This is a genomic window from Bartonella grahamii subsp. shimonis (genome assembly GCF_036327415.1).
In the GTDB taxonomy this organism is placed as follows: domain Bacteria; phylum Pseudomonadota; class Alphaproteobacteria; order Rhizobiales; family Rhizobiaceae; genus Bartonella; species Bartonella shimonis.
Map to the genome: position 1 here is coordinate 954,025 of NZ_CP123961.1, position 20,002 is coordinate 974,026.

At 35.2% G+C, this 20,002-nt stretch carries 16 protein-coding genes and 1 pseudogene; 8 read left to right on the forward strand and 9 right to left on the reverse strand.

The features are described 5' to 3' along the window. The first annotated feature begins 105 nt into the window (after positions 1 to 105). Genes ispH through rnhA form a run of 3 tightly spaced genes read left to right on the forward strand, consistent with a single transcriptional unit; the run spans position 106 to position 2,584 of the window. Positions 106 to 1,152, forward strand: coding sequence for a 4-hydroxy-3-methylbut-2-enyl diphosphate reductase (ispH, locus tag QHG57_RS04240; RefSeq protein ID WP_330169536.1), 1,047 nt, complete (start codon positions 106 to 108; stop codon positions 1,150 to 1,152). Further along, on the forward strand, positions 1,152 to 2,111 hold the full coding sequence (locus tag QHG57_RS04245; RefSeq protein ID WP_330167219.1) for a homoserine kinase: 960 nt from the start codon (positions 1,152 to 1,154) through the stop codon (positions 2,109 to 2,111). The genes ispH and QHG57_RS04245 overlap by 1 nt, the downstream gene beginning before the upstream one ends. Before the next feature lie 5 nt (positions 2,112 to 2,116). Then, positions 2,117 to 2,584, forward strand: coding sequence for a ribonuclease HI (gene rnhA, locus QHG57_RS04250; RefSeq protein ID WP_330167220.1), 468 nt, complete (start codon positions 2,117 to 2,119; stop codon positions 2,582 to 2,584). Positions 2,585 to 2,608: 24 nt separating this feature from the next. Here rnhA and QHG57_RS04255 read toward each other — a convergent pair whose 3' ends face one another. Further along, positions 2,609 to 3,490 carry a protein-disulfide reductase DsbD domain-containing protein gene (locus QHG57_RS04255; RefSeq protein ID WP_330167221.1) on the reverse strand — a complete coding sequence of 294 codons (882 nt, stop codon included), beginning with the start codon at positions 3,488 to 3,490 and terminating at the stop codon, positions 2,609 to 2,611. Positions 3,491 to 3,561: 71 nt separating this feature from the next. Between QHG57_RS04255 and QHG57_RS04260 the strand changes: the two genes are divergently transcribed. After that, positions 3,562 to 4,146, forward strand: a complete 585-nt coding sequence (locus QHG57_RS04260) for a YqgE/AlgH family protein (RefSeq protein WP_330167222.1) — start codon at positions 3,562 to 3,564, stop codon at positions 4,144 to 4,146. A 43-nt stretch (positions 4,147 to 4,189) separates the two neighbouring features. On the opposite strand, the gene QHG57_RS04265 is transcribed toward QHG57_RS04260, so the two are convergent. The 7 genes from QHG57_RS04265 to QHG57_RS04295 form a co-directional block, all read right to left on the reverse strand. After that, positions 4,190 to 7,075 carry an EAL domain-containing protein gene (locus tag QHG57_RS04265; RefSeq protein ID WP_330167223.1) on the reverse strand — a complete coding sequence of 962 codons (2,886 nt, stop codon included), beginning with the start codon at positions 7,073 to 7,075 and terminating at the stop codon, positions 4,190 to 4,192. A gap of 400 nt (positions 7,076 to 7,475) precedes the next feature. Then, a complete protein-coding gene (locus tag QHG57_RS04270; protein ID WP_330167224.1) occupies positions 7,476 to 8,750 on the reverse strand; it encodes a M16 family metallopeptidase in 1,275 nt (424 codons plus the stop codon). Positions 8,751 to 8,835: 85 nt separating this feature from the next. Beyond that, positions 8,836 to 10,233 (reverse strand): threonine synthase, encoded by a 1,398-nt coding sequence (gene thrC / locus QHG57_RS04275; RefSeq protein WP_330167225.1) that lies wholly within the window; start codon positions 10,231 to 10,233, stop codon positions 8,836 to 8,838. A gap of 633 nt (positions 10,234 to 10,866) precedes the next feature. Continuing rightward, positions 10,867 to 11,229 (reverse strand): hypothetical protein, encoded by a 363-nt coding sequence (locus QHG57_RS04280; protein WP_330167226.1) that lies wholly within the window; start codon positions 11,227 to 11,229, stop codon positions 10,867 to 10,869. Positions 11,230 to 11,445: 216 nt separating this feature from the next. Further along, positions 11,446 to 11,808 (reverse strand): hypothetical protein, encoded by a 363-nt coding sequence (locus QHG57_RS04285; RefSeq protein ID WP_330167227.1) that lies wholly within the window; start codon positions 11,806 to 11,808, stop codon positions 11,446 to 11,448. 179 nt (positions 11,809 to 11,987) lie between these two features. After that, complete coding sequence (locus tag QHG57_RS04290; RefSeq protein ID WP_330169537.1) at positions 11,988 to 12,344, reverse strand: hypothetical protein; 357 nt, start codon at positions 12,342 to 12,344, stop codon at positions 11,988 to 11,990. Between the two features lie 1,993 nt (positions 12,345 to 14,337). Further along, positions 14,338 to 15,033 carry an HAD family hydrolase gene (locus QHG57_RS04295; protein WP_330167229.1) on the reverse strand — a complete coding sequence of 232 codons (696 nt, stop codon included), beginning with the start codon at positions 15,031 to 15,033 and terminating at the stop codon, positions 14,338 to 14,340. A 325-nt stretch (positions 15,034 to 15,358) separates the two neighbouring features. On the opposite strand from QHG57_RS04295, the gene QHG57_RS04300 reads away from it, so the two are divergent. Together QHG57_RS04300 and QHG57_RS04305 are read left to right on the forward strand one after the other, a co-directional pair. Next, positions 15,359 to 16,447 (forward strand): site-specific DNA-methyltransferase, encoded by a 1,089-nt coding sequence (locus QHG57_RS04300; protein WP_419196345.1) that lies wholly within the window; start codon positions 15,359 to 15,361, stop codon positions 16,445 to 16,447. Between the two features lie 674 nt (positions 16,448 to 17,121). Next, positions 17,122 to 17,259: pseudogene (locus QHG57_RS04305) on the forward strand (integrase); the annotation flags it as partial. 235 nt (positions 17,260 to 17,494) lie between these two features. Here the strand turns inward: QHG57_RS04305 and mutY are convergent. After that, positions 17,495 to 18,553: an A/G-specific adenine glycosylase gene (gene mutY, locus QHG57_RS04310; RefSeq protein WP_330167231.1), complete on the reverse strand. Its 1,059-nt coding sequence runs from the start codon at positions 18,551 to 18,553 to the stop codon at positions 17,495 to 17,497. A 162-nt stretch (positions 18,554 to 18,715) separates the two neighbouring features. Between mutY and QHG57_RS04315 the strand changes: the two genes are divergently transcribed. Both QHG57_RS04315 and QHG57_RS04320 read left to right on the forward strand, forming a co-directional pair. After that, positions 18,716 to 19,216, forward strand: coding sequence for a DUF721 domain-containing protein (locus QHG57_RS04315; protein ID WP_330167232.1), 501 nt, complete (start codon positions 18,716 to 18,718; stop codon positions 19,214 to 19,216). 70 nt (positions 19,217 to 19,286) lie between these two features. After that, the gene (locus QHG57_RS04320; protein ID WP_330167233.1) at positions 19,287 to 19,943 is read left to right on the forward strand and encodes a DsbA family protein; all 657 of its coding nucleotides are present in this window, start codon (positions 19,287 to 19,289) and stop codon (positions 19,941 to 19,943) included. Positions 19,944 to 20,002: the final 59 nt, after the last annotated feature.

A 20,002-nucleotide genomic window follows, 5' to 3' on the forward strand; every position in this document is an offset into this window, starting at 1 on the left:
TTCTTATGCAAAAGATGGTATTGCCAGTTTTTTACATTGCTTATTCGTGTATAATGGTAGGCTGTTTGAATATATAGCTAAAACTATAGAGATTAAGGATGATTTATGTCTGGATTTGCCCCTTTAACGATACGTCTTTGTGGTCCACGTGGATTTTGTGCAGGGGTTGATCGTGCTATCCAGATTGTTCTCCTTGCATTAAAAAAATATGGTGCTCCAGTATATGTTCGCCATGAAATTGTACACAACCGCTACGTGGTTGAGGGATTACAGCAGCGGGGAGCTGTTTTTGTTGAAGAACTTGATGAGATTCCAGAAAAACATCGCAATCAACCGATTGTTTTTTCTGCTCATGGTGTACCAAAATCTGTTTCAGAAGAAGCACGATGCTATAATTTATTTTATCTCGATGCAACATGTCCATTGGTCTCAAAAGTTCATAAACAAGCGATACGACATCACCGTCATGGTCGTCATGTTATATTGATTGGTCATGCTGGTCATCCTGAGGTGATAGGGACCATGGGACAGCTTGAAGAAGGGGCTGTGACGCTTATTGAAACGATAGAAGATGCTTTGCATTATCAACCCAATGATCCAAATAAATTAGGATTTGTTACACAAACAACGCTTTCTGTTGAAGATACTGCAGGAATTCTCGATATATTACAACAACGTTTTCCTACATTAGCAGCTCCAGCAGCTGAGTCAATTTGCTATGCTACAACGAATCGACAAGATGCGGTTAAGGCAGCAGCAAAGGGGAGTGATTTGTTTTTGATTGTTGGAGCACCAAATTCTTCTAATTCACGACGTTTGGTAGAGGTTGCCGAAAAGTCTGGTGCGCGGCAAGCTATTTTAGTTCAGCGCGCTGATGAAATTAATTTTGAAAACCTAAAAGCTCTTTCTATTGTCAGTCTTTCAGCAGGGGCTTCGGCTCCTGAAATTATTATTGATGAAATTATTTCAGCATTTCGTGAGCGTTATGATGTCACAATAGAATTAGCTGAAACCGCGGTAGAAACGGAAAAATTTTTAGTAAGTCGCGAATTACGTGACGTCATTTTAACGTTTCAAGATATGGCTTTCGTCAATGGTCAAGAAAATAATGCCAATCAGAATACAGACATGTCTACAACGAAAGCAGAATAATGGCCGTTTATACAGATATTCATTCAAATGATTTAAAAGTGTTGTTAACACGTTATGCAATAGGGTCACTTTTGTCTTATCAAGGTATAGAGGAGGGGATTGAAAATTCTAATTTTATGTTAGAAACAACACAAGGGCGATTTATTTTAACACTTTATGAAAAGCGTATTTCAAAAGATGATTTACCTTTTTTTTGTCGTTTGATGCAGCATTTAGGACAGCGTGGAATTCCCTGTCCTCAACCTGTTATTCAAAATAATGGAATGATGATCTGTGAAATAGCAGGACGTCCTGCCGCTATTATTACTTTTCTTGAAGGAGAGTGGATCCGCCAGCCCAATATAGATCATTGTGGTGAAGTGGGGACGGGGCTCGCACAATTGCATTTAGCAGGACAGGATTTTACACTCAGTCGTAAAAATACTCTTTCTGTTATGGATTGGCAGGGGTTGTGGAAACGTTGTCAAACCAAAGAAGATGCATTGTTAAAAGAATTTGGGCAAAAAATTGAGTTCGAATTGGCTTTTTTACAGAAAAATTGGCCGTTCAATTTACCAATAGGCATTATTCATGCAGATTTATTTAATGATAACGTCTTTTTTGTGAATCATCGTCTTTCTGGGATAATAGATTTCTATTTTGCTTGTAATGACTTTTTTGCTTATGATTTAGCGATCTGTTTAAATGCTTGGTGCTTTGAGCCTGATCATTCCTATAACCTTACCAAAGCACGTAAGTTACTGGAAAATTATCAAAAAATAAGACCATTGAGCCCTTTAGAATTGGATAAGATTGTTTTATTAGCCCGTGGTGCGTCTTTACGTTTCTTACTCACACGTCTTTATGATTGGTTTAATACACCGCCTAATAGCTTTGTTATTAAGAAAGATCCATGGGAGTACTGGCACAAGCTTTGTTTCTTCAGTAATGTAAATTCCCTAAGTGAATTAGGTTTTTAAATTTTATGGCAACTCAACAAAAAATCGTTGAAATTTATACAGATGGTGCTTGCTCAGGGAATCCTGGAATTGGAGGATGGGGAGCAATTTTACGCTGGAATGGTCATGAACGTGAGCTTTATGGCGGTAAGGTCCATACGACAAACAATCAAATGGAACTCATGGCGGCAATTTGTGCATTAAAGGCACTTAAAGAGCCCTGTTTGGTCGACCTTTACACAGACTCAGTTTATGTGCGTAACGGTATATCTAAGTGGATTGAAGATTGGAAAAAGAATAATTGGCGCACCGCATCAAAAAATCCTGTTAAAAATATGGAGCTATGGCAAGCTCTTGAGGATGCTAGTTCTTGTCATACAGTCAGATGGCACTGGGTAAAAGGGCATGCGGGACATTCAGAAAATGAACGTGCAGATGCTCTTGCTCGCAAAGCAATTACTCAATATCGCGAAAATGGACGTTTTCCAGCATAATTGCTGTTTGAGAGCTTTTTTCTTTTATTCCGGAGTCGCAAGAGGGGTTGGCTGCGTACGAAATATGAATGTTCCACTTAAGGCGTGATCTTTAAAAGAAACTGTATAAAAAATTTTTTGGTTTATTTCTTCTGGTGCGAAATAGAGTGGAGCACTGAAGAGTGTATATTCTGCGTTATCACTAACTTTTTTTGCTGCTCCAATTTGCATTTCTCCTCCATCTAAAAAGAGAGAGGAAGGAGTTGTTTTGTTGTTATTTTGTATTTTTATAAGGAGGGTGTTGTTATATTTTTCGGCACTTATTTTTAGTGCATTCCGCATCATGCGGGGCAAAGAATCTTGGGCATTTTTTAAGAAGGAAGCAGGAAGATGTTTATTTTTAAGAGCAGATGGCGAAAAATCAAAGTTAACAGTAAATGGAAGACAGATTTTATTACATAATCCAAGAGTGAAAGCACCACTTAAATTTTTGCTTGAACCAGAAAGATTGAAGGGCAATATTACTTTATCCTTATAGCCTAATGACCAATCATTTTCTGTTTCAAAAAGCTGTGGAGTAGGATAAAAGATTTCATAAGAAACCTGTTGGTTGAAATTAAAAAATGGTGCCATACCAGAATTACCTGGATTGCGCCAGTAAGTTTTCCATCCTGGTTTAAGCACAATCTCAATAATGCCTTCTCTTATTCCAGAAAGAGAAGGTTCAGTGATCGCTAATCGGATACGACCACCATCTGATTCATACCAAGATGTTGCGAAAAGCTGGAGCTTTTGTTCTGTCTGAGCATTTACAGGAATGTTAAGTAATTCTAAAACTATGAATGTTAAGCTTAAAGTAACTAAAAGCTTTTTATAAAAGAAAGTTGCGATATTTTGTAAATTTGTAAATATATGACTTTTTTTCATTGGAGTTTTATTTTCCTAGTATACTAAATGAACAAACTTTTATCATGTAAATTATGGAGAATAATAGGTTAATGAAGCGGTGTAATGGCTTTTTAGGTGGACAATTACTCATAGCAATGCCAGGGATGAATGACAAACGCTTTATTCGTTCTGTTATTTATATTTGTGCGCATTCTGATGCCGGTGCGATGGGCATTATTCTCAATCAATTGCATCATATTGATTTTCCAGATCTTTTACTTCACTTGGGAGTCATAGACAGTGGCCAAAAAAAAAGTCTTTCTGAACCAATAAAACAGTTTCCAGTTCGCTATGGTGGTCCTGTTGATCCTTCGCGTGGTTTTGTCCTTCATTCAGATGATTATGTCTGTGAAGAAACTGTTTTTATTGCAGATAAGGTCTGTTTTACTGCGACAATTGATATATTAAAAGCGATCAGTTGCGAACAAGGTCCGCAACATGCACTGGTAGCATTAGGCTATGCTGGATGGAAAGCGGGACAACTTGAAGCAGAAATTTCTACAAATGGTTGGCTAATCAGTTCTACATCACCTAGTTTTCTTTTTGAAAGCGATTTAAGTTGCAAGTATGGTAAAAGTTTAACACGCATGGGTATCGATCCAACTTATCTTGCTTCTGAAATGGGGCACGCGTAGAGTTTTTTCTAAGCTTTTTAAGTTTTATACGTTATTTTATCCCTTATGGTTTTATTTTATAAGGGAAATGGCTCTGAACGAGTGTAATTAACTCTTCTACGGTAATCGGTTTCGTTACAAGTGTGCTTTGAACATATTTACAGCCTTCTTGACGGAGAAAGATTGCTTCTTTTTCATTTTCAACACCTTCTGCGATAATTTGCAAGTTAAGATCTGTTGCCATACTAATGATAGACTTGAGAACAATTCTCTTCTTAAGAGAGTCAATTGAGATAAGTGAACGATCAAGTTTAACCATATCAAATGGATAACGTACGAGATAGGTCAGAGACGAATAACCTGTTCCAAAGTTATCGAGTGCGAGATTCATTCCAAGTGTTTTAATTTGTTCGAGAAAGTGCGCTGATTGTTCAGGATTATTTCTTAAGACAAATTCAGATATTTCAATCATCAAACGCCCTTTGTGGAGCGGATGGCGAAGCAAAGCGGCGCGCAATTGACTGATAAAGCGAGGATGAATCATTTCTGCGCTTGGTAAATTAATTGAAATAAAGAAAGATTGTTGGGAAAACTTTTCTTGTACATTTATAAGATCGATAATGGCATTATCGATGATAAATTGTGACAAATCCATAACAATTTGTTCGTTTTCTACGATTTTTATGAAATCAGAGACATTCAAATTTCCATAAGTTGGATGATGCCATTCTACAATTGTTTCAAAACCAATAATATGTCCGTCTGATAAATTAAGAATAGGATGATAGAGGATTTTTATCTCATTACGTTTTATGGCATAATGAACATCTTTCTCCAGAGTATTATGTTCGAGACCCAAAGTGCGAAAATTAGGACGAAAAGGTTCAATATGGTTTCCACCCATTTGTTTTGCGCGAATCATCGCTAATTCACTATCATTAAAAATATCTTTAGCTGTCGATCGGCTTTCACTCCATGTAACCAATCCAATAGACGTTGAAAGGGTTATTTTGTTTTCTGAAAGTGAAATAGGTGCTGAAATTGTTTTGTGCAAATGATCTGCAAATGCTGCAATTTTTTGTGGTTCAGTTTCACTGAGTAAAATAATTGCAAAGCGGTCTGCTGAAAGGCGCGATAAGGTGTCTTGAAAGTTAATGAGACGGTTTAAACGACGTGCGATTATAAGCAGTACAGTATCCCCAACTGCTATGCCTAATTTGCGATTAATTTGGCGAAAATTGTCAAAATCAATCATAAAGACAGTCGGTCTAATTTTGATATTTGCTTTCGCTAAAGAGGTATAATTTTGTAGTCTATCAAAGAAAATTTGTTGGTTAGGAAGTCCGGTTAAGCTGTCGTGGATTGCATCATGCAATAAGCGTTCTTCGGATTTTTTATGGTTAGTAATATTGACAATGGTTCCAATGACACGCGTGATTTTTCCATCTTTTTGCATAGCCGGACGCGCACGAAGAGAAAACCAATGATAATAACCACCACCGGAAGAAAGCCGAAAAATTTGATCAATGCGCCCTTTTTTATTTTTAAGAATGATATCCAATACGGCTTGAAAGCGTTCACGGTCATCATGGTGTAAGGCTGAAATCCAGTTGCGCATAGGTCCATTGAGGTTATGAATTTCAGTACCAAAAAGGGTTGCCATGTTTGGATGTACAACAATACGGTCACGCTCAATGTTCCAATCCCAAATAATATTTCCAGCTCCTTTTGCTGCGAGTACTTGTTGTTCAAGGTCGGAAAATATTCCTTCATGGAAAGCATCATTAGAAAAAGTTTGTTGCAGGACAGTAAAGCTGATGAGAAGAACAATGAGCACTAATCCCCCCGCTAATGCTGGCTGGATAATATCATTGTTTAAATATCCAGCTATGCAGGCATAGGCTCCAACACACCAAAAGCTAATGAGCAACCATGTTGGAATAAGCATAATGGCGCGGTCATAGCTTCTGATTGAGAAATAGATGATTAATATTATACCAAGTACAGCGGTAAGGCCAAAAGATAACCGCGCAATTCCAGCTGCTCTGATTGGATCATAAATAGCAAAGGCTCCTAGACTGCAAAAGGCAATGGTCCAAGCGATAGCACCGTAACTAAAATGATAATGCCAGCGGTTAAGGCTGAGATAGGTAAAAAGAAAAATGAAGAGTGTAGCAGTAAGTGCTACTTCTGTACCAGCGCGCCAGATTGGTTGTGTTGTGAGTGTAACTGCAAAGAATTTATTTAAAAAGTTGAAGTCAATACCAATATAAAAGAGCACTGCCCAAGCAACAGCAGCTGTTGCAGGAAACAGCCCTGTTCCACGGACGACGAAGAGAACAGTTAACAAAAGCGCTAAGAGACCTGATATCCCAAGAAGAATACCATGATAAAGCGTATAAGAATTAATTGCATCTTTATAAGCTTCAGGTTGCCATAAATAGATTTGCGGTAGATTTGCAGAGTTAAGTTCGGCCACAAATGTAACAACAGCACCGGGGTTAAGGGTAATACGAAAAATATCAGAGTTTGCACTAAGTTGACGATCGAGGGAAAAACCTTCGCTTGGCGTTATGGATTGAATCCTTGCTGATCCAAGGTCTGGCCAAAAAAATCCAGAATGCGCCATGCGGTAATGGGGAGCAACGATGAGGCGATCAACTTGTTCATCTGTTGGATTTGCAAGAGAAAAAACTGCCCAATTTCCGGAAAATTTTTCGTTTTTTGCCTGCACTTCAATACGCCATACAATACCATCTGGTCCTGGCGCTGTACTTGTTTGAAAAATAGAGTTGTTTGTATGGTGAATTTCAATTGCTTTTGAGAGATCAAGAACAGCATCCTGAGAAGAAATTTTAATTGGCTCAATTGCTTGTGCTGATGTAAGATGGATAAGAGAACTAACGACTACAATGAAAATGATGTCAATTATTTTACGCAAACTCTTCACAATGTCCCACTCTCAATATTTTAGGATGTTTAATTTTCATTTCGATTTTTGAGAAAAAACGTCCACCTTTTATAATTTATTTACATAATAAATTGTTATCACTTTTTCTTAAATTATATGATTTTATATACAAACAAACCACATACATATTTGCTTCAATGGAACTTGAAGCGAATGAAGTTTTATATTTTAAAATGGCAAAGTTAAACCATGAAATTCCAGATTTCACAAATATACCTTCACTCATTAGAATCTCTATCACATGAAGTATGAATTGGGTAGTTTTGTACGCTTCTTTGCCCAATATTTCCAAAACTTATTTAATGAGGAGAGCTTTTGTGGTAAATTTTATGATAAAATATGTGTATGTTATTATGATGCTGCTTTGAAAAGAAGTTTTTTACTTTAGCTTGTATGAAAGAGTTGACGTTAAATCATCAAAATTCATGAGGGGTCCTACAGGTCCGACAGCAGTTAGTGTTGGAGTGGAATTTGTAAAAAGACGATGTGCTAAATCAGTTAATCTTTTAGGAGTGATGAGATTGAGGCGTTCAATTGTTTCCGATATTGGAATTGGTCGCCCATAAAGGAGTATTTGGCGAGCAATGAGATGTGCTTGACTAGAGGGATTTTCCTGTGACATTGTCAGATTCGCACGATATTGCGTTTGTGCTCGTTGCAGTTCATTGGCGTGAATATTTTTGCTGATCTTGGAAAGTTCATCAAGAATCACAGGAATAAGTTCTTTGAGCCCTTCTTGTCCGGTAGCTGCGTGAACACCAAAAAGCCCAGTATCTGAAAATCCCCAATGAAAAGCATAAATAGAATAGCATAATCCACGTTTCTCTCTTACCTCTTGAAAAAGACGTGAAGACATACCACCACCAAGAATGATTGAAAGAATTTGGGCCGCATAAAAATCACGTGCGTGATAAGCACGCCCTTCAAACCCTAAAACAACTTGTGTATCCATTAAATCGCGATATTCACGAAAGTCGCCACCGACATAATTTGCAAGATTAGTAAGAGGTGCGGTTGAATGGGAGCGAAAAGTACCAAGACGACTTTCAACTTCTCGCAAGAAACTTTCGTGCTTTACAGCTCCTGCAGCAACGACAATCATACGATCTGCACTATATTGTTTATTGATGAAATCATGGAGATCAGTAGATGTAAATGATTGAATAGTTTTAGCTGTTCCTAAAATAGAGCGTCCAAGGGATTGATGACGAAAGGCTGTTTCTGTAAAGTGATCAAAAACAATATCATCAGGAGTATCATGGGCGGCACCAATTTCCTGAAAGATTACTTGTTTTTCTCGTTCTAGTTCATCGTCGTCAAATTTTGAATGCATTAAAATATCGGCTAAAATGTCTATAGCAAGTGGGATATCGCTTTTAAGTACACGTGCAAAGTAAGCTGTTGTTTCAATACTGGTTGTGGCATTGATTTCACCGCCAACATCTTCAATATCGGTTGCAATTTGAAAAGCAGTGCGGTTTTGGGTTCCTTTAAAAGCCATATGCTCAAGAAGATGAGCAATACCATGCTGTGTGGAGGTTTCATTGCGTGAGCCTACTTTTACCCATATTCCGAGGGCAACACTATCAATTTGTTGCATTGTATGTGTGGCGATAGTCAAACCATTACTAAGGCGACATATATCTACATCCATGTATTTACAACTCCATTAAATAAGCTAAATACCTCATTGTAAGGGTATTAGAATATTCTTGATTTAAATTATAATGCAGCTAACTTTAATAAGATGCACGCGATTTTAAAGAGATATAATCTTTTACTATTTTTTCATCATTAGCAAGACTTATAAAGTGTTCTTCGCGTTTCATTACATCATTGAGATGAGATGGCCATGGGACATGAAGTCCACAAGCACTTTTAATAGTATCAGGAAATTTAGCTGGATGAGCCGTGGCAAGGACGATCATTGGAATATGCGGTTTTTTGTTTTCACGCGCTACTTGAAGAGCAACGGCTGTATGTGGATCAACAAGATAGCCACTTTCCTTATAGACACTATCAATTGTTTGAGCAGTTGCAGCCATGTTGCTTTTCCCAGCGGAAAATAGGGAACGAATATTTTTGAGTTGCTTTTCATCAAGAGTAAAATGTCCTGATTGTTTCAAGTTTTCCATTGCATTGCGAATCCACATTGGATCACGATTGCCACTTTCAAAGAGCAAACGTTCAAAATTAGAAGAGACCTGAATATCCATAGAAGGTGATGTTGTATGAATTATTGGTTGTGTTTTGTAAGTACCACTGGTCAATGTACGTGCAAGGATGTCGTTATCATTCGTTGCGATAACCAGTTGAGCAATGGGTAATCCCATACGGGCTGCAACATAACCTGCAAAAATATCACCAAAATTTCCAGTAGGAACAGTAAATGAAACAGCCCTATCAGGAGCTCCTAAGGAAAGTGCAGATGAAAAATAGTAAACAATTTGCGCCATGATACGCGCCCAATTTATAGAATTAACACCTGAAAGCGCCCTTTTTTTACGAAAATTGTGGTCATTAAACATTGCTTTGACAAGAGCTTGGCAATCATCAAAATTTCCTTCAATGGCAATGGCATGAACATTTGAACATTGATTGGTTGTCATTTGCCGTTGTTGAACAGGGGATACTCGTCCTTTAGGAAATAAAATAAAAATATCTGAGTGTTCTGTTCCAGCAAAAGCTTGTATCGCAGCCCCTCCTGTATCACCTGATGTTGCAGCAATAATCGTTGCACATCTATTTTTTTCAGTCAAAACATAATCCATCAGTCGAGAAAGAAACTGCATTGCGACATCTTTAAAAGCTAAAGTAGGACCATGAAAGAGTTCGAGGATAAATTCATCTGCTCCAGTTTGTCGTAACGGACAGATTGCTGGATGGTGAAAGGTTGCATAAGATTCAACAATCATATTTTCAAAAGTTGTATATTCGATTTCGTTATTCACAAAGGGCCACAGAATAGTTTTAGCAATTGTTGTATAGGAGTGACCACGAAGTGCTCGTAACGCATCAAATGATAGCTGAGGAAATTTATCTGGCAGATAAAGTCCCCCATCACTTGCCAACCCTGTCATGATCGTTTCTGTAAAGCTTAAAGCAGGAGCTTCACCTCTCGTGCTAATATATTTCATAAGTCTTATCCTTTTTTATTTCTGGCAAATTGGTGAAGTTATTTATTTCACGGTTTTCATAATATTAAAATTATTAAATGGATAGAGTTTTTTCTTCTTTTTAACTCAATAATGAAAGGAAATAGTATTAAGCATTTTTATTTTTGAGATATAAACGTAAAATGTTCACAGAAAATCTGTTACAGTCGAAAATTTTCTCTCTATTATTCATTCACTTAAATTTTACAATGTATCTTCACTTGTGCACCTTCTTAAATAATAAAATCAAATAGATAGAATGGTATTTATTGAAGAACTTTTTTGTAAAATTCAATCATTCATAGCTATTTTATACTCTTATACTTTGTAACAATTAAATCTGCTAAAATGAATGTTGAAATGATACAGCTCAAAATTCACACTGGAAGATTTATAAGGTAATTTTATGGCATTTCGTGCGCAAATCTATACTTTGAATAAGTTTTGTTTGGCTTAATTTATTATTTTGTATACTAATAGATATTATATTTGTTCTATACAGTATGGTCACCTAAAGTTTATCCATAGAAAACATACGACAGCCTGCTAAATGATGTGAAGCAGGCTGTAAAATATTCTTATTTTAAATAGAAAAAATAACTGAGTATCTTTGAATTATTTGCCTTTAAGTTTTCCTATTGCCCATCCGATTATCCCGCTAAATATGGCCATAATAGATCCAGTGAAGAATCCAAAACCCCAAGCTCCTACTGTAGAAAAAAATCCTAGCGTAATTGGTTCAAACACTTTCTCAAATTTTCCTTCAATGGCAGATTCACTTTTTGCTGCATGAGTGAAACTTGGTACATAAAGAGAAGCTATATTGATAGTTTTTTTCTTTCCCTGTTCTATTAGAGAGACAGTTTCCCATTGAATATCATTTTTCAAATGATTGGCATGAACATTTATAACTTGTGAAAGCAAAAAAGCAACAGCTATAAAAATATTTAATACGTAATTTTTCAATACTTTAATCATAATTTATCACCAATAATTTTACTTTTATTTTAATCTAAATTGAATAGATACATCGGCAGAATTAGTGCACATTGAGAGAAACATAAGCATTTAAAGCTTTTTTCATTCTTAATGTGATAATTCGTTAGTTTTTTGTCATAAACAATGAATAAACACAGAATATATCCATTGTTTATATTTCGTATGAGAAGATTTTATTCTGATGAAATTTCAATTTTAACGAGATCTAAAATACGATATTATTTTACTTATTATCCATCCTAAAAACATGCCTATTGTACTTGATGCATATCCAATTGCCATCCCAACACCAAAGGTTCCGAGTGTAAGAGGTTCAAGGACCTTTTCAAATTTTCCTTCAATAGTAATTTCATTATCTACTCCACCATTTAGACTGGTTTTATAGAGAGAAACGGTGTGGACTGCATCTTGTCTTTTTTGTTCTATTGCAGAAACAAAAATATTCTCACGATGAGTACTATTTTGCAAATAGTTTGCATGCGCATTTACAACCTGTGAAAGAGAAAAGGCAGACATAATGAAAATACTTAACATATTATTTTTAAACAATTTAATCATAATTTACCCCAAATATTTTATACTATTCAATATATATGCGTACATTTATAATTTGGATATTTTGATGTAAGCTACAACGTTTATATTTTTTAATAGGAGAAGCTTCATTATGTAATTATTTACAATAAATCATCGGTACATAATGAAGCTAATATTCTAGAGTTCTAGACGAGGTTGAGTTATTTGAACATCAATACTATGTCCCTTATCCAACTTGTTATCGATCCTATAAGGCTCATTACATATCCAGTAAACAATAGTCCCATTCCTATAGTCATAACCTCAACGACCTTTTCAACTTTTCCTTCACCTGTTGTACCACTTTCTGTTTGATAATTTACAGATGGAACATAGAAAGCAGTCGTAGAAACTACATCGGATTTCGCATACTTTACTTGTTCTATTGGGAAAACAGAAAGCTCCTCTTTTGGAGTATCGTTTTTCAAATAGTTTGCATTAACATTTACAGTTTGTGAAATAAAAAAAGTGCTCGCTATAAAAATGCTTAAGATATAATTTTTAAATATTTTTACCATAACTTTACCTCAAATATTTTTAATTTATATATGTAAGAAATATACATAATGTTTATATATCTCACACTACAAACAATTTATATATTTCAATATGTATTTTTAGTCAATAGTAAAAATACATATAAAAATATAACTATAATTTTTTATAAACATTATTGTAAAAAAGTAACAGTAATAATTGCAAAAATATTTTTTAAATGTTTATACAATATTTTATTATATGTTATATATAAAATAATACGCGATGATCGTATAATTTTTACAAACTGATATTAATGTTATTTTTAAAAAAACATTTTTATATAAATAAAATTTATCAAATTTTTTACATATTAAATATATAAAAGTTTATTTAGTATCGATATTATAATAAAAAACATGAAAATTATGATGTATTAACAAAAATACCCTTAACATTTTAAATATGAATTGATACGCTAAATTTTTATTATTTATATAAGTTGTTATAGGTAGCCATTATTGTAGAATGTGTGTTCTATAGATATTATTCAATGGTTATTAATTGTATCATGATAGCATAATGCTACTGCTTACTTTACTATTAATTATATACATTTATGTTATAGATACTAAAAATATACAGTCATCTTATAGTATAAAGTAGAATTCAAATTGGATAGAGATAAATGATATTATCTTTTTCTCGCCAATGTGGTCAGCATATTACTATGATGTAAAGCAGTGTATAGAAGAATATCAATTCAGACACATTTATGATTGCCGAAAGATCAGCATTGGATAATATCTTTCAACATTTTCTCCTTTCCAAACTGAAAAGCCGGTTTTATTTTTAGAAAGGGTGTCGTTCCTAAAGTCGGATTACTTTTGAAAAGATCTGATTTCATTGCTTATTTAAAAAGTCTATTAAGCGCTTTCGGAAAATTTTGAGCAACTACTGGTATCTCTTTACGTTGTTTAACATGATTATATGTTTCACATTTACGTGCTTGTTTTTAATAAACCTTTTTCAAGGTACTCAAGACCTATTTCGCAATGATGCGCGTGAGTGATATAATGGTAAGACCCCATAATATAAAATTCTTAAGGAATCAGAATCTTTGACGTTTATAACGTTTATAAAAAAAGATGGAATCGTCATACACTTTTCTCACTCCTAATGTTGCTACAATCCTTGCCTTTGAGATGATTCCTTAAAAGGCGTTTTTATTTTTATTTGATTCAAGTAGATTTGAAATGAGAGAATCTTACAATATGCGGTTTTTCTGTTTAATTTAAATAACAGTAAGGAATTGATTATAAATCAATGTGTTAGATATAAATTTCTTTGTGTGGTATGTTTTTAATAAAACGCATATCTTCATAAGAATGTATTCTTTGTGTCTTTTGTAATCTTAGGATGACTGTATCAATTGATGCTGTTAAAATACTGTTTAAGCAGCAAAGTAAATAAGCTTTCAACAAGTTTACGAAATTTGGATTGAGGAAATATAAGCTCTTGTAACTCAACAAGGAAGCTTTTTTGTTTTCAATAAACTCTTATGTTTCATAGATTCCGCGAATTTTAATATGTTTTTCCATGATCAATATGCACATACCCTACAATTTTACTATAGTGTGTGATTTTTTGATCAGATGAAAGAGACTAGCAATTGTTACATCTTATTGAGCAAGGCATTGTAATATTCTTTTTTTGACCAATCTAGTCATTTATCAGGATGGGCTGCTGAGGTTGGGACTAGGATATCGGATTTGAGTGAAATAAGCAGGGGTTGATTTTTGAGAGTTTGCTTCACTGTTTTTTTGCTTTTTTTAGCACGTGCACTGGTTAGCTGACTTATGATTGCTCAACGAGGTGCTATATTTTTTCTTCACATTGAGACGCGATTCACCCGTGTCGTGAATTACGCATTTATTGAAGCTATTATATAAAGAGGAGCAGCAATAAGAGGAGGACATTTGAGTAAAAATACCTCTTACAAGAGTTTACCAAACTGATATCTTCAAAAGATTTTTATAATAAATCTCGCCATACTGCCATTGCTTCTAAGACTTCTCCTAAATGAGCATGTTTTGCGATAACTGTTTCTGCACCAGCTTCTGCAAGCGCATTAGAGTGGCCAAAATAGCTATGTGATCCTCCCGTAAAGCCGATGACACGCATGCCTGCTGCTATGGCTGCGTGTACACCATGAAGTGAATCTTCTATAACGATAGTGTTTTGGGGCTCTACTTGTAATTGTTGTGCAGCAAAAAGGAAAACATCAGGGGCCGGTTTCGTTTTTTTTGTTCCAACTTCAGGTGCTGAAAATATTTTACCTTCAAAAAGGTCGTAGAGATCAACCGTGGTGAGCATCTCTTTTATATCTACGCTTTTTGCATTAGAGCAGATACAGTAGGGATAGCGTGTTTGGATAATTTCTACGGCTTCTCTTACATTATCAATAGCCCGTAATTCAGTTTTTATTTGTGTACGAAAAATATTAGTCATCTGATCTATGAGATGAGCAGAAATTGGTTTTTCTGTTTCCTGTTCAACGTGTTTAAGAATATCGCGAAAGATAAGCCCTGCAAAACGCTCACTCAATTCTTCGGGTGATATTTCATATCCTGTTTGTTTGAGCAATTGAGATCCAATTTTTGCAGCAAGATATTCAGAGTCGACGAGAACTCCGTCACAATCAAAAATAATAAGATCTATCTGAGGCATAAGATATTCCTTTACATGTTACGAGATGGACAACTTTCATGAAAACGATATTGAGAGGATCTTATTTCATAAAAATACGTTTTGAAAATGATTCTTAATTCTTTTATGAAATAAAAGATATGGGAACAGTACATTGAAAAAAAGAAAAATAATTATCAATTTTGTATAACTTTAACGATACGTTTACGCTATTTTGTAAATATGGATTGGTAATGCGGGCCTATAAACTATTTTGGTTGATTATAGGGCAAATTCAGTTAATTTTGTTGGGTTTTTCATGACAGTTATTCAGCTTCAAAAAGATTTTCTTCGTCCTCCCTCACAGATGCCATGGCGCAATAAAATTTTTAAAGGAGATTGTGTTTCCGTTCTAGAAAAACTCCCAAAACATTCGGTTGATATGATTTTTGCGGATCCACCCTATAATTTGCAATTGGATGGAGCTTTATACCGCCCAGATCATTCACTTGTTGATGCGGTTGATGATGCATGGGATCAGTTTGAGAGTTTTGCTGCGTATGATGCTTTTACCCGTGCATGGTTGCTTGCTTGTCGTCGTGTATTAAAACCCAACGGAACACTTTGGGTTATCGGATCTTACCATAATATTTTTCGAGTTGGGACGGCATTACAAGATTTAGGTTTTTGGATGCTTAATGATATTATTTGGCGCAAAAATAATCCGATGCCTAATTTTCGAGGGCGCCGTTTTCAAAATGCTCATGAGACGCTTATTTGGGCCGTGCGAGATCAAAAAGATAAAAAGTATACATTTAATTATGATGCCTTAAAAGCGGCAAATGAAGATTTACAAATGCGTTCAGATTGGCTTTTCCCTCTCTGCACTGGAGCTGAACGTTTAAAGGATGATTCAGGGCGTAAATTACATCCAACACAAAAACCGCAAGCGTTATTAGCGCGTATTATTATGGCTTCCAGTAAACCTGGTGATGTTATTCTTGATCCCTTTTTTGGTTCGGGAACAACTGGGGCTGTTGCCAAGCTTTTAGGGCGTGATTTTGTTGGGATTGAACGCGAGCAAGATTACATTGATGCAGCATGTGAGAGAATTGCGGCGGTTAAACCTTTAGCGCACCCAGAACTAGCTATTTTGGATAGAAAAAAAGCAGAACCGCGCGTAGCATTCAACAGTTTGCTTGAAGCAGGTTTACTCTATCCTGGAGAAGTTCTTTATGATCGTAAGAAGCAAGTATCCGCTATTGTAAGAGCTGATGGTACAATTATGCATGGTGGTGAAGCGGGCTCAATTCACGCAATGGGAAGAAAGGCTCAAGATTCGCAGAGTTGTAATGGTTGGACCTTTTGGTATTATGAGGAAAATGGACGGTTGAAGTCCATAGATCATTTAAGAATGATCATACGTTCACAAATGTTAAAAACGGGTGTTTTATGAACTAAGTTGATCGCTTCATTCTATTGACCACCAATGTACCTGATCTTGATTGAGATGGACGTGAGGGCATTTTATGCCTTTCTTAGATGTTTTTTATTAACACACTAATTTTGCTTGTAAGTGGCAAGCGAGTATTTTTTATGCTTCTTGTAGAAAATTAAAATGAGAAACTTTCACTCTATATTTTAATTTGAGTTCCAAAACAGTAAAATTTTATAAAAATGAAAGATCAAAATTAAAAGGCTCATTCAGAAGTTCAAAATTAAGTGCTTTTTTGAGATAATACGTACATTTGTAAATTTTATGCAATATATTGATTTATAAAGATAATTTAGCATTATTTATATTGAGTTAGCCCCAGAATATCGTCAAATTTTCTTATTTCAAACCTGTTTTATGTTGAAACAATGAAAATTACTTGCTTGCACGTCATAAGTGGGTCTTGCGTGTGAATAAAAATTGTTAAAGAAAGAACTAAAAGTATCTCTTACGAACCGTGATAAGATATTGATTTATAATGATAATATAGAGTTATTCATATTGAATTAAAGACCCGAATAACGTAAGATTCTCTCATTTTAAATCTATTTATCTTGAATCAATCAATATCACTTGCTTGCACATCACAAGCGGGATGAGTGTGTGGATAAAATTTGTATAAGAAAGGAGTAAAAATGGTCCTTATGAACCGTCTTAATGCAAGGGCTGTCGCAACATTGGGGGCTGGCAAATATAATGATGGTGCTGGCTTGTTACTTCATAAGCGTAAAGATGGAGGTGCTCAATGGATTTACCGTTTCAAGTGTCAAGGATTGTTGTAGGGGCTGGTAAATATAACGATGGTGCCGACTTGCTCCTTCATAAGCGAAAAAGGATAGATCCTGAAATTTAAATCTAAGATTTTTAAGCTTTTCTATCCCTCCTTAATTCTTATCTGTAGAAAAAATTGGTTATTTCATTTTTTTAAATTTTTCTTTTACAGATTAATAAATGGTCGCTAGAGATACAAAAGTCTCCATTAGAAAACATTTTTACGAATAGGGAAGGTTATTTAAATCTGAAAGAATCAGGAAGTGCTACGGAAATGGCTTTTTTCATAACAGTAGGGAGCGCTTCTTCGGCAAGATGTTGAATGTTACACCACCAACCATTTTCACAATTCATTTCATGAACATCCTCAGTATAGTAAACATCAAGTTTTAGAGAAAAGTGAGTAAAAACATGCGTAATTTGTCCTTTGAATTGCCAATTGGCAGTAAAAGGTGCGTTTTGGAGCCCATTTTCGTTGTTTATGCCAATATTATTAGGAATTTGGGTCATTCCACCAAGGAGTTTTTGCGTCTGTCGTTTTTCCAAATAAATTTGTCTTTTTTTATTAAGGACCACAAAAGCAATGCCTGTTTTTGAAGGGCGCTCTTTTTTAGGGGCTTTGACTGGAAAAGATTCCGGTTGCTGCATCTTTGCTGCTTTACATAAACATTGAAGAGGGCAGATACAACAAGATGGTTTGCGTGGAGTACAAATTGTTGCTCCTAAATCCATCATTGCTTGAGCAAAGTCACCAGGACGATTTAAAGCCGTAATCTTTTGTGTTTTTTCTTTAATTTCAGCTTTTGCTTTTGGTAATATTGAAGTGATAGCAAAAAGGCGCGCTACGACACGTTCGATATTACCATCAACCACTGCTACAGGGTGGTTAAAAGCAATTGCAGCAATGGCAGCGGCAGTATAATCTCCAATACCGGCTAGAGTTCGCAATTCTTTTACAGATTGTGGAAATTGTCCTGCGTAGTTTTCAACAAGCTGTTTCGCACATTTTTTAAGATTACGTGCGCGTGAATAATAACCAAGTCCAGCCCATGCTTTCATGATGTCCTCTTGTGAGGCTTTTGCTAAAGAGGAAAGATCAGGCCATAGTTTCAGAAACTTTTTAAAATAAGGCTTAACTGTTTCAACGGTTGTTTGTTGAAGCATGATTTCAGAAAGCCAAACTTGATAAGGATCAGGACGGATACCTTGTTTTTGCTTTTCGGGGGTAATCCGCCATGGGAGATGTCTGTGATTTTGATCGTACCAAGCAAGGAGGTGCGAAGAAATTTCATACATGATTGTTTTCAAGCATAGGGAGATATAAAATGCAAAAGAAAAAATTATTTATTTTGTTGAAATTTCATAAATTGAGGAGGCAACAATTTTTAGATGAAACAAATGATTTTTAGATGAAACAAATGATTTTAATTTAGTAAGCGGTTGAACAATGATCTAAAAATGAGAAAACAACTTAAAAAACATATCTTTTATCCTCTTTCTGAGACGGTATACAAAATACTTGATCCAGTTTTACGCAAACGCGCAGGGCTTAATGTAGGGCTTATAGAACATTGGCCACAAATTGCGGGCTATGATATCAGTGAACATACAATGCCGCTTAAAATTATTTGGAAACGTCGTGTAGATCAAGATGAAGTTTTTCAGCCAGCAACACTTGTTGTCGCATGTGAAGGATTTGCTGCGTTAAAATTGATGCATGAAACAGAGGAATTACTTCATAGAATTAACGGATTTTTTGGCTATATTGCTATTGATCGCATCAAGATTGAGCAAAGGAATATGTCGGGTTTTATAACTCACTTGCCTCTAAAAACGCCTTTGAGTGAACAAGACAAAAAACGCGTGGAAAAAATGCTTGAAGGAATTGAAGATAAAAGCTTACACCAATCACTTTATAAACTTGGCTGTTGCATTTTCTTAGAAAAAAATAATAAATAGAAAGATATTCTTTAATATATGAGAAAGCATTGGATTCCTATTCGTTAATAACAACAGAAAAGTATTATTTATGGTAAAATATCGTTCTTTTTTATCTTTCGGGATAATTTTTCTCTTCATAACGATTGTACAAAACAGTGTAACAGTTGCTTTAGCGCGTGATCCCAAACCAGTGGAAACTGTTGATATGGCAGAGCTTCTCCAATCGGGTAAAATAAAGGATCGCTTTGAGGGGGAGGTGGATGCACCAGTAACAATTGTTGAGTATGCTTCGTTAACATGTGTTCATTGTGCACATTTTTATAATGATATACTTCCTCAAATTCGTAAAAAATACATCAAAACAGGAAAAGTAAAACTGATTTTCCGTGATTATGCTTTTGATCCTCGGGCAACAGCAGGTTTTATGTTGGCACGGTGTGCACCAGAAGATCGCTATTTTCCTTTGATAGAAGTTTTATTTCAAAAACAAAATGAGTGGGCTTGGGGAAAAGATGCTCTGACACCATTGAAACAAATTAGCTTAATGGCGGGTTTTACAGATGAAAGTTTTACCGCATGTTTGAAAAATCAAGCCGTTTTAGATGAAGTGAATGCATCTTTTGAGCGTGGTAAAAAACTTGGGGTTACAGCAACGCCTACTTTCTTTATTAATGGTAGTAAATATGAAGGTGCCATGAAAGTAGAAGACTTTTTTTCAGTGATTGATAGTTTTCTTAAAAACTGAATCTTAATCTTTCAGAAGATGGGTAGTGATACTTTTGGTCATTATCTCTTTTGGAAGGA

What these genes read in the sequence shown, in the direction of transcription:
- ispH (WP_330169536.1), top strand. Translation starts at nt 106, where the DNA reads ATGTCTGGATTTGCCCCTTTAACGATACGTCTTTGTGGTCCACGTGGA.
- QHG57_RS04245 (WP_330167219.1), top strand. Translation starts at nt 1,152, where the DNA reads ATGGCCGTTTATACAGATATTCATTCAAATGATTTAAAAGTGTTGTTA.
- rnhA (WP_330167220.1), top strand. Translation starts at nt 2,117, where the DNA reads ATGGCAACTCAACAAAAAATCGTTGAAATTTATACAGATGGTGCTTGC.
- QHG57_RS04255 (WP_330167221.1), bottom strand. Translation starts at nt 3,490, where the DNA reads ATGAAAAAAAGTCATATATTTACAAATTTACAAAATATCGCAACTTTC.
- QHG57_RS04260 (WP_330167222.1), top strand. Translation starts at nt 3,562, where the DNA reads ATGAAGCGGTGTAATGGCTTTTTAGGTGGACAATTACTCATAGCAATG.
- QHG57_RS04270 (WP_330167224.1), bottom strand. Translation starts at nt 8,750, where the DNA reads ATGGATGTAGATATATGTCGCCTTAGTAATGGTTTGACTATCGCCACA.
- thrC (WP_330167225.1), bottom strand. Translation starts at nt 10,233, where the DNA reads ATGAAATATATTAGCACGAGAGGTGAAGCTCCTGCTTTAAGCTTTACA.
- QHG57_RS04280 (WP_330167226.1), bottom strand. Translation starts at nt 11,229, where the DNA reads ATGATTAAAGTATTGAAAAATTACGTATTAAATATTTTTATAGCTGTT.
- QHG57_RS04285 (WP_330167227.1), bottom strand. Translation starts at nt 11,808, where the DNA reads ATGATTAAATTGTTTAAAAATAATATGTTAAGTATTTTCATTATGTCT.
- QHG57_RS04290 (WP_330169537.1), bottom strand. Translation starts at nt 12,344, where the DNA reads ATGGTAAAAATATTTAAAAATTATATCTTAAGCATTTTTATAGCGAGC.
- QHG57_RS04295 (WP_330167229.1), bottom strand. Translation starts at nt 15,033, where the DNA reads ATGCCTCAGATAGATCTTATTATTTTTGATTGTGACGGAGTTCTCGTC.
- QHG57_RS04300 (WP_419196345.1), top strand. Translation starts at nt 15,359, where the DNA reads ATGCCATGGCGCAATAAAATTTTTAAAGGAGATTGTGTTTCCGTTCTA.
- mutY (WP_330167231.1), bottom strand. Translation starts at nt 18,553, where the DNA reads ATGTATGAAATTTCTTCGCACCTCCTTGCTTGGTACGATCAAAATCAC.
- QHG57_RS04315 (WP_330167232.1), top strand. Translation starts at nt 18,716, where the DNA reads ATGAGAAAACAACTTAAAAAACATATCTTTTATCCTCTTTCTGAGACG.
- QHG57_RS04320 (WP_330167233.1), top strand. Translation starts at nt 19,287, where the DNA reads ATGGTAAAATATCGTTCTTTTTTATCTTTCGGGATAATTTTTCTCTTC.